Origin of the sequence: Arachidicoccus sp. (assembly GCF_050436765.1) — a bacterium.
GTDB lineage: Bacteria > Bacteroidota > Bacteroidia > Chitinophagales > Chitinophagaceae > Arachidicoccus.
In genome coordinates this window covers 1-9,940 of record NZ_JBNQGD010000001.1, presented here as the reverse complement: position 1 = coordinate 9,940, position 9,940 = coordinate 1, and the positions used below count along the sequence as shown (strand labels likewise).

Sequence of the window (9,940 nt, the reverse complement as noted above, 5' to 3'; positions counted from 1 at the left end):
AGGAAAACTATAATGTTATTATTACCAACAATCCTATGTTGGCACTTGCGCCTGGTATTGCCATAATGTTGCTGGTATTGGCTTTTAATCTTTTGGGTAATGGCTTAAGAGACGCCACTGATGTGACGGAGTGAAATTACTATAGAACATAATCATAATATTTATGATCAAACATAAAATACTGTAATTGTGCAGCCCGTCTTTGTGAAAAGGATCGACAATTGGCTCAGTAATGGCTCTGTTTAACCTTGTAAAATAGCATTTTTTTGCTTACCAAGTTGAGTTTTACAAAACCAGCTCTAATTCCTAAGAATACGTCTTTGTCGTCAAATACTGCAATAGAGTTCGGATAGAGGCCATTCCAAAATGTATCTTTAAAAATGAGTTCTTTCTTAAAATCATGGATAATGTAGAAATTTTGGTGAGATGCAATGTAGATTTTGTCTTTACAGATTGTGAAAGCCTCTGGTGCATCATCGAAATCTACGACTTTGGTAAATGTAAATCCTTTATCGGTTCTATCAAGTTCAAACATTGCTCCGCCGCTGTAACTTATATGTGCAAGCCCTTCTATAAAATATATCTTTTCCTTGAAGTTGAAGATAAATTTTATATTTCCCGCCTTAATATCGACATCTTTTTTTGGCGTATCCGCAGGCCGGAAGATTAATTCTCCGCCCCATTCGCCTCTATCTAGTCCAATAAGTGTTCCACCTGAAATTTCGAGCTCGCATTTATTGATTTTTTTTATTTTTTGAATGGTAAGGCTACCGTTAATAATTGAAACGCCAAACTCATTTTTGGAATGGTTTAATTGATACCATTCGTCACTCCCGACACCAGGTGGAATTGTGGCAACGAACTTACCAGGGATAGCTACTGCTTTTTGTCCATAATTTGTATTTATGAGAACTATCAACATTACAAAGGATAGGAATATTTTCTTTGTGTTCATGCAATTTTTTTTTGAATGTTCTATAATGTTATTATTTAATTTTCAATTATAGGTTGTCGACTTTTACGGATCTTGCTACTGGGGTAATAATGGGAATGAGTCTGAGCGGCTGCACATTATTGACAGCTTCGTTGCCATTTAAATCTCTGGCGGCCTTTACCAGTTGAACAAAAGCTGATCTGTAACCCTGTTGATCTTTGCCTTTTGCGCTTTCGGCTAATTTTATTACATCGGCGTAATTGGCGTTTTGTTTGTATTTAGAACTCTTTAGGAGCATTCCAAAAGCAGCTACAGATGCGGCAAAACGGAAATTGTCGCTACAATTCTCCAAAAGAGTAACCCTGTTTTTCACGATTTCATTTATCAATTTACTTTTGTGTTCTTGGGGTGTTTTGTAGCGTAGTTTTATGGTGAGCAATTCATTTTTTTCATAGAGAGAATTAATCCTTTCTTTTCGATATTTTGTTGGATCGATGCTTACGAGTAAAGTGTCTCTCACACCTGTTGGAATAATTTCATAAAAGGCCGTTACCGTATGTCCAGAGCCCATTTCACCGGCGTCTTTAACATCGTTATTAAAATCTTCATCTTTTAAAAGACGGTTTTCGTAGCCTACGAGCCGATAGGCTTTTACCAACTGAGGGTTAAACGCTATTTGCAGTTTTACATCTTTGGCTATTGTAAACATTGTGCTGCCAAATTCATTCAATAATACTTTTCTTGCTTCTTGTAAATTGTCGATATAGGCATAATTGCCGTTGCCTTTATCGGCCAGAATTTCCATTTTATTGTCTTTATAATTGCCCATGCCAAAACCAAGGACAGTTAGAAAAATATTAGATTTTCTTTTTTCCTCAATCAGTGTTTCCAGGTCCTTGTCACTGGACATGCCTACATTAAAATCTCCATCGGTGCAAAGAATGATGCGGTTGTTGCCATTTTTATTAAAATTTTCTGAGGCTATCGCATACGCTCTCTCGATGCCGCCCGCGCCATTAGTGGAGCCACTTGCAGTTAAGTTATTGAGTACATCTTTGATTTTCGTTTTATATTCGCCTGAAGTAGAAGGCAGTGGGACGCCGGTAACCCCAGCATAGGTGACAATAGCTACGTGATCTTGTGGACGCAGCTGGTCGGTAAGTAGTTTTAGAGAAGAAATTAATAAAGGCAATTTATTTTGGCTGTCCATAGACCCAGAAACATCTATTAAAAAAGTTAAGTTGCTGGGAGGCAAATTATTAGTAGAGATTGTTTTCCCTTGTAAGGCAATTTGCACTAATTGATGTTTGGGGTTCCAAGGTGCATTAGAAACCTGTGTGATAATATTTATGGGGGCATCATTATCTGGTAGTGGATAATTGTAAGGGAAGTAGTTAATCATTTCCTCTACCCTTACCGCATCTATTGGAGGAAGATTTCCGTTATTTATGAACCTACGGATATTGCTGTAACTTGCTGCATCCACGTCGATAGAAAAGGTGGAGAGTGGTGCGATCCTGGCATATTGAAAAACATTTTCCGTGACGCTGCTGTAGCTTTCATTGTTCTGTAGTGGTCTTGAGCTGAAGTACTGATATGAGCCAGTGATCAATCCGGCAACCTGACCCTGTAATGCTTGATTGTAACTTTGCGCAGGCATTGATACTGTGCTGATCTTTGGTTGTAAAGATTCTTTTTTTTGCGTATGATAGCCAATAATTACGGTTTCATTTAAGGAATCGGTCATCGCAGTCATTTGAACATCTATTCTTTTATTTTTGCCAATTAGTACTTTTTTAGACCGGTAACCTAAGGCGGAGAAATTTAAGTATTTAGCTTTGTCTGATACCTGTATAAAATAATCCCCTGTTTTGTTTGTACGGGCATTTGTCGCAATTGGCAGGGTGCATATAGCTGCATCCGAAATTGCATTCCCGTTAATGTCGGTTACCTTTCCGGTAATCGTTCTATTTGGATTCTGCGCAAAGCTAAAGTGGGTCATGATAATAGTTACGACAATGAATAAGTTTTTCATTTTATTAGAATTTGAAGTAAAAAAATGATGTTACACGCTGATGATGCATATTTATTTAGCATTACATAAATAGTCTCAAAGTATTTTAAGGATAAGGGGAGTAAAGAAAAGATAACTTCCTGCTTTTACTTTTTGACTTTATATATTATCTTGTGAAAGACTTTTATGCAATTCCTAAAACAGACACTTCATCAAGAATCGGCAGGCGACCATGAGTTGATTGCACTGTACAAAAAAACAGCGGACACGCAAGTGCTGGCTACTTTGTATGAAAGATACATGGCGCTTGTATATGGTGTTTGTTTGAAATATTTAAAGGAGGAAGAGCAGTGTAAAGATGCAGTAATGCAGATTTTTGAAAATCTAATAGACAAGCTGCTGGCACACGAAGTAAGTAACTTTAAAAGCTGGCTGCACGTGCTTACTAAAAACTTTTGTCTGATGGAATTGCGTAAATCTTCGAGATATGTAGTGACTGAACTGGATGAAAGCTTTATGCAAATTAGTCAAGCGATGCATCATGAAGATAGTTGGCAAAAGGAAGCTGATTTGTCAGCCTTGGAAAAATGTCTGGAAACTTTAAGTGAAGAGCAAAACAAGACAGTACGCATGTTTTATCTGGAGGAAAAATGTTACAAAGAAGTCGCGGAACAAACTGGCTTTAAAATTGAAAAAGTGCGGAGTTACATTCAAAATGGAAAAAGGAATCTGAAAATTTGTATGGAAAAAAATACTGGTGAATAAGGAATACATAAATATTGAAAGGATTAAACAATACCTTGCTGGGAAGCTAGATGCTAAAGCGATGCATGAATTGGAAAAGCAGGCTTTAGATGATCCGTTTTTGGCTGAGGCGATGGACGGCTTGTTGAAAAATCCAGAGGCCTCCGTGGATGCGTTGACTTCACTGCCAGAGAGATTAAAAAATGGGATTGGACAACACAAGGTGATGAAAATTAAAAAGCGAGACCTACGACCCTTGTTGGCTATAGCGGCTATATTGCTTATGGTTATTGGCGTAGGGTATTTCTTTCAAATGAAAAATCATTCACGGAAAAATATCACGGATGAAATTGTAAAAACTGCTGCACCAAAAGAAATATTCTCGACTGACTCATCTGACAAAATTACTATTGCGCGGCCTAAGGAAAAACCACAAAACAACGTTGAAAAGAAAAAGAGACGGGCGGAAGACTTGACGGGAAAAATAACTGATACAGGTTCTTCGAGGCAAAATACCATACGTCCGATCGATGGTGAGTTGGTTAGGCTGCAAAAAAGGGACAATCGTGCTTTGCAAATCGAACCTAACTTACAGATGGACAGTAATAGGCTAGCAAAAGTGAATGTAACCGGTTCGTTAGAAGGTCGTGTTGCAGGCTTAATGACAAAGCGAAAGAATCGTAATCGCTTGTTTACAAAAAAGGAAAATATCAATGAGATGTCTTCCGCGGTAAGAATTATTGATGCAAAAACGGGAAATCCTATTGAAGGTGCTATTGCTCGTTACAACAAAGATTTAAGCCCTTCTGTTTCCGATAGTTTAGGGCGGTTTATAATACCGGATAGTGTAAAGGAGATGAATATTAAGGCAGTCGGATATGTAGCTCTGAATACGCCTGTGCATAAAAATGCAGTTATTCCTTTATCTGCATCTAGTCGCTCATTAAATGATGTGGTAGTTGTCGGTTATAGTGCGCAAAAAAATAGTATAGATTCTATTATGCCTGTTGTGGGTTGGCAAAAATTTGATGATTATGTGCAACACTGTATACTTACCCGTTATCTTATGGGAGATTCAGGTATCGTAAAGGTGGGCTTCAAAGTAAATATAGATGGTACTTTGAGCAGGTTTGAGATTTTAAAGGGATTGAATAGCAAAAGGAATAAGCAAGCCATTGAAATACTGAAAAACGGCTCCTTATGGATCTCAAAATTTAAGAATAATCAAAGCTTTACGACTTATGAAATCGTCTTCCCCTAAGCCTATATATTCCAAATCTTTTCTGCCTTTCGGCCAATAATCCAAAAAGATAAAGCAAGTACAATGAAAAAAATGGCTTTAGGTGTAAGATCCCAGAAATACTCGAAGTACCTTGTATAAATGTTGATGAATAAAAAACTAATGCCAAAATTACGTAATACAGCATTGTCCTTTTTCCAACCCCGATAAGCGACTATCCCTGAAACGATGATGGATAGAGCCGCCCAAGGCCAAAAATATATTTGTTTTACATTGTCCCAATGTTCAATGCTGCCATAGTTTCCATAAACTGAAACCGTCCACAGGGAAATGAAAAACAATAAGATCCAATAGTAAAAACTAAGGCTGTAAAAATTTTTGAGCCGGGAAATGTTTTTTATGGAAGCAGATAGAAATACAAAAATGCCGCTAAATAGGAGTAATCTTAGCGGGAGATTCAGTCCTAAAAAATATGGTTGCCAATTCGTAATTGCGCCAGTACAAGTAATAAAAAAACAAGAAATGCTCAGCAGTACAGACAACCAAATCAATAAGTTTTTTAGCCAGTAAGTCAGACCCATATATAACACCGTAGCTATTAAAAAGACGCTTACATAATAAATATTGCCGGAACCTATCAACTTGGCAATATTGGCCGAAGTGAATGCAGTAAAGGCGATACCCAAAAGCATAAGGCCTTCATTGGTAAATATTTTATTAGGCTTTTCTTGCTTTCTTTTGTCCGCAAAATAAAAAAATAGAGTGGCTAGCAAGGCACATAAAATGGCTAAAATTACATTAGGAGCATTATAGATTTTGTCCACCATCTTTTCGAAAAAAACTATCAATTTTCTGTCAGCAAAAGTAGAGACCACAGCTAGGAGTCCACAAATGATAGCTGCGATAAAAGCGTATTGAGCGACAGCGATCCAATTAAATTTTCGTACGGTAAAGCTTTGCATTAACTCGACCGTTTTTTCTTCAGATAAAAGATCTTTTTGTCGCCACTCATCAATTATTTTCTCTATAAATTCTGCTTGTGATTGATTTAAATCCATAAGAATAAAATTTAAATTTCTTCTTCGAACACTTGTACGTTGCGGTTAAAACTCTCCTCTAACGAAATAAGTGTTTCAGTGCGCTCGATGCCCTTAATATTCTGCAATTTGTCATGTAACACGTGTTTGAGTTGTTGTATGTTTTTGCAGACTATTTCTGCAAACATGCTGTAATTGCCGGTCGTATAATTGAGTCGCACAATTTGCGGTATTTTTTTTAGTTCTTTAGCAACATCTTCATACATGGAGCTTTTCTGAAGATATATGCCCACGAACGTAATTACGTCAAAACCCAAAGATTTTATATCGACGGTCAATCGGGTGCCGGTGACAATACCCGATTCCTGCAATTTCTTTATCCTTACATGAATAGTTCCGCCTGAAACAAACAGTTTTTTACCCAAATCGGCATAAGATATTTCAGCATTTTCCGCCATTGCCTGGATAATTTGAAAATCCAATTTGTCTAAATTTAATTTATTGCTCATTTTTCCCTTTATTTAGAATAATATTCAAATATAAGCATAAAAATTTAACCAATTTCTAAATTATACAAATTTTTATTGAATAATTTGAAATATCAGTTTCGGCGTTTTATCTTTGCATTGTCTTTATAAGGAAGAACAGTTCTTAAATATTGTGGGGTGATGAAATTTTTGGCAGACATGCCCTCTCGTCTCGAGGGTGGAGATCACAGGATAAACAAAGCATAGAGCCTCTCGTAAGGGAGACCGGGGTTGACCACCGGACTTTGTACTTTTGCTAACTGCTCCGTGTAGGTTCGACTCCTACCCCTACAGCAGCTTTAACGCTCAGATTATTGTTTATCAATAGTTTGGGCGTTTTTTATTTTAATAGGCAGTAAAAAAGGTAGTAAATATTTCTATTTTCATTGTAAAATATCTATTCTGAATTCGTATCAACTCGGTAATTTAATAATTCCAACAATTGAGGCAATGGGATGTAATTTGATAGCTTTTCTTCACTATTGGAATTTATCCAATCAGATTTTGAAATATCGAAATTCCATTCATCAAAATCTTTGACAATGGAAGGGCTTATTTTCTCTATACTATCTTCTTTCGGCAAATCAAATCCAAATCTTTCAAAGATTCTTAAACCTTTCATTGCAACGAAAATATTATTTAATGCTGCTGCATAAATGTTTCGATTACAATTTTCTGCTTTTTTATTCACACCTGGCTCAGTAAATATTTTACTGCCATATTTTACAATCTCAATTAGTGTTTTTTCATTGTTGGTAACACGTGTTGCTTTTTGCCCCAAATGAGATATGTAAATATGTACTTTTGCTTTTCTCCATAACTCCTGACTTAAAAAAAATGATTGAGGATTCCTTTAATGAAAGAGTTAAAACTAAAGGAGAAAATAATTCTGAAAACAATATACCTTTACCTAACGAAGAGCCTAAATCATCGTCCAATGAAGAATTGGATATTAGGAAAATAATTAATCCAGACGGAAAGATAAATTATGGAAAACTCAAAGAAATATCAGAAAATATCATTGGAGGAAAGGAAGGAATTAGAAGCCCATATTTCGAGGACGGGGAAGGACAGGAAAAGGGCGACAGGAGAAATGTTGAATCAACCATACTCACAGGAGCAAATAGACAACCAAATAGCGAAGAGCTTCCAAATACACGGGCAACCCAATCCGAACAAGGGGGAACTAAAATAGGCGAAAATATCGGAACTTCCAATGAAAACTTAAAAAATAAAACAGATATTCAGGAAGCAGGAAAGAGTACCGAACAGAATACAATAGAGCCAACTAATGAGGCGAAAGAAATGCAAGGTGGGAATAATTTCCATCAAGAAAAATTTGGAAACGGCTCCCTGACAGATGTATATTCGTCAATTCAGAAAGATGGTTTGACAAAAGAGAATTTACAGAAAATAGAACAATATGCAAAAGACATTATCGAAGGGAAGGCAATATTTAAACGATTCTCACCGCAAGAGCAGCGAGGCTTCGCAGAAGGAGGTAGCGAAAATGTTGAAGCATCCATTGTCGCGGGAAGAGGTGTTAGCGCAAGAGAAACGCAGGACGAGCGAGCCGACAGACAAGGGGCGGAAGTGGAAAAGTATGCGAGAAAAGTAGGTATTTGGCATAAAGACACCGAGGAAACGCTAACGAAAGAATATGGAGAACCGATAAATTCCGGTCACGAAAGTTTAGTCTATTACGACCCCAAAAGAAATACTGTTATTAAGACATCCGGTATCGGACAATACCGGGATTTACAAGATGCGCTTGACAGCAAAGACATACCAAAGACACAATTCCCAATCACGAAATTAGATAATAACGATGGAAAAGAAAATAACGGAAAAACCGAAAATGCTACTGCCCAAGAGCAATCTACCGTTGGAAACGATAAACAAAGCGGTATCGATAGTAGCAGAGCAGATGCGCAAGAAAAGGAAAGCGGAAGAACAAAAACCCTCAAAAAGCGAGCAAAACCCACAATAAAAGCCCTCTTTACAAAAACTCTTATCTTTTTCCGAAAATAGCATATTTTCATTAACTGACTTTATACTGCTGTGATAAAACATTTGCACAATGCATCATTTATTTTATGGTTTATAATTATTACAGACCGAATGAGATTGAAGTAATTAAATAAACAAAGATGGATGAAGTGTCTTGATGTCGAATAGAATTAAAAAATTGATTTATTAACAACAAAACTTTTGCACAATGAAAAAATTATTCTTCCTGGTATTTATTGCCGCTCTTCTTTTTCCTTTTTTAGGCAATTCCCAATCGCTTAGAAATATGAAGGTCTATTGCAGTCCTGATTTTATACGAGATTCTTCTATTTCTGTTGTAGCCCCGAATGTTGACCCCCTCGGCTTAGCCGATGTATTTAATAATGAATTATTAGAAAACGGATTTAATGTTTTATCGAATGATGTTTCGGGGGTGAATGTCGAAATTTCAAACAAAAAAGAGCAGTCTGATACAACTTTTAATCAAAATGTTTCGGCAGGGTTTGTTAAACGGGTTAAATCGCATTATGCTATTAGATTCAACTACAATTACATTCAAACATTAGGCACTTACATTACGTCTCTAAATGGGCAAGTATTTGATATGACACGGGCAAATAAGATTGTGGCAACTTTTGCGTATCATCATCTGTCAATGGGTGCGCCCGGTTCTACAAAGGTCGTAGAGAGATTATGCAAAGAATTAGCTAAATCAAAGTAAAAATAAACACCATTCTTATGACAGACAGTGAATATTTGGAAAGCATTAATATTATCTATCGGCTTAATGAATAAATACTCCCCTTCTTTAATTTGTAATTTGACTTTTGTTTGGTAACGTGGTTACTTCCTGCAAGGCTTATTCATTGCAATATTCTGTGTAAATGGGACTTGTGTATTTAAAGCCGGGGTAACTCCATCCAATAAGGTGTGGTTGTTCAAAGGGGAAAGCGGAAAAGTGGGTCGGGGTGGCATTCCATTTTCAAATCCCAAAATCAAAAACCAAAGCTGGTTTTGCTCGTAGCAAAGTATCCATTTTAGAAAAGCCTATTGAACAGTCTCGGCTGTAGTGCAAACTAACTTTATGACCGACTATATTTTCATTTATATAAGGTGCAATAAGCAAAAAAGTCTATGCCTCCTAACTATCCTCTATAAGAACGGGTATAATTAATTGTTCGAAGCGATTCATCGTTTTTCCAAACGACAGAATTCGGCATATCGTGGCTGATTTCCTGCCTTATCTTAGCCTTGACACTTTTCATGTACAAAAACAACATACCTGCCGGGTCTTTGACAATACTGTAACGGTGCGCACGATCTAAAAAATACAGGTAGCACTCTGAACGGCAGGCATCCCAAGCATACACATCTTTTAGCCGCCTTTCAATTTCTATCCAGCAGTCATCAAGCCAACTTTCATCCAGCGTTTCA

10 protein-coding genes are annotated in these 9,940 nt (G+C 36.8%); 4 read left to right on the top strand and 6 right to left on the bottom strand.

From position 1 onward, the window contains the following. Positions 1–226 precede the first annotated feature (226 nt). Entirely contained in the window at positions 227–955 is a 729-nt protein-coding gene (locus ACQR30_RS00050) for a hypothetical protein (RefSeq protein ID WP_429729473.1), read from the bottom strand. A 46-nt stretch (positions 956–1,001) separates the two neighbouring features. Next, on the bottom strand, positions 1,002–2,969 hold the full coding sequence (locus ACQR30_RS00045; RefSeq protein ID WP_429729470.1) for a YfbK domain-containing protein: 1,968 nt from the start codon (positions 2,967–2,969) through the stop codon (positions 1,002–1,004). 165 nt (positions 2,970–3,134) lie between these two features. On the opposite strand from ACQR30_RS00045, the gene ACQR30_RS00040 reads away from it, so the two are divergent. After that, positions 3,135–3,713: an RNA polymerase sigma factor gene (locus ACQR30_RS00040; RefSeq protein WP_429729467.1), complete on the top strand. Its 579-nt coding sequence runs from the start codon at positions 3,135–3,137 to the stop codon at positions 3,711–3,713. Next, a complete protein-coding gene (locus ACQR30_RS00035; protein WP_429729464.1) occupies positions 3,706–4,953 on the top strand; it encodes a hypothetical protein in 1,248 nt (415 codons plus the stop codon). The genes ACQR30_RS00040 and ACQR30_RS00035 overlap by 8 nt, the downstream gene beginning before the upstream one ends. A 2-nt stretch (positions 4,954–4,955) precedes the next feature. Here ACQR30_RS00035 and ACQR30_RS00030 read toward each other — a convergent pair whose 3' ends face one another. The 3 genes from ACQR30_RS00030 to ACQR30_RS00020 all read right to left on the bottom strand — a co-directional run bounded on the left by ACQR30_RS00030 (position 4,956) and on the right by ACQR30_RS00020 (position 7,277). Then, entirely contained in the window at positions 4,956–5,990 is a 1,035-nt protein-coding gene (locus ACQR30_RS00030; RefSeq protein ID WP_429729461.1) for a hypothetical protein, read from the bottom strand. Positions 5,991–6,001: 11 nt separating this feature from the next. Then, positions 6,002–6,478 carry an Lrp/AsnC ligand binding domain-containing protein gene (locus tag ACQR30_RS00025; RefSeq protein ID WP_429729458.1) on the bottom strand — a complete coding sequence of 159 codons (477 nt, stop codon included), beginning with the start codon at positions 6,476–6,478 and terminating at the stop codon, positions 6,002–6,004. A gap of 415 nt (positions 6,479–6,893) precedes the next feature. After that, positions 6,894–7,277, bottom strand: a complete 384-nt coding sequence (locus tag ACQR30_RS00020; protein ID WP_429729455.1) for a hypothetical protein — start codon at positions 7,275–7,277, stop codon at positions 6,894–6,896. Between the two features lie 56 nt (positions 7,278–7,333). Between ACQR30_RS00020 and ACQR30_RS00015 the strand changes: the two genes are divergently transcribed. Together ACQR30_RS00015 and ACQR30_RS00010 are read left to right on the top strand one after the other, a co-directional pair. Beyond that, positions 7,334–8,527, top strand: a complete 1,194-nt coding sequence (locus ACQR30_RS00015; protein WP_429729453.1) for a hypothetical protein — start codon at positions 7,334–7,336, stop codon at positions 8,525–8,527. Positions 8,528–8,714: 187 nt separating this feature from the next. Beyond that, positions 8,715–9,227 (top strand): hypothetical protein, encoded by a 513-nt coding sequence (locus ACQR30_RS00010; protein ID WP_429729451.1) that lies wholly within the window; start codon positions 8,715–8,717, stop codon positions 9,225–9,227. A gap of 424 nt (positions 9,228–9,651) precedes the next feature. On the opposite strand, the gene ACQR30_RS00005 is transcribed toward ACQR30_RS00010, so the two are convergent. Next, positions 9,652–9,940: hypothetical protein (locus tag ACQR30_RS00005; RefSeq protein WP_429729449.1), on the bottom strand; the 289-nt coding region annotated here is incomplete at its 5' end.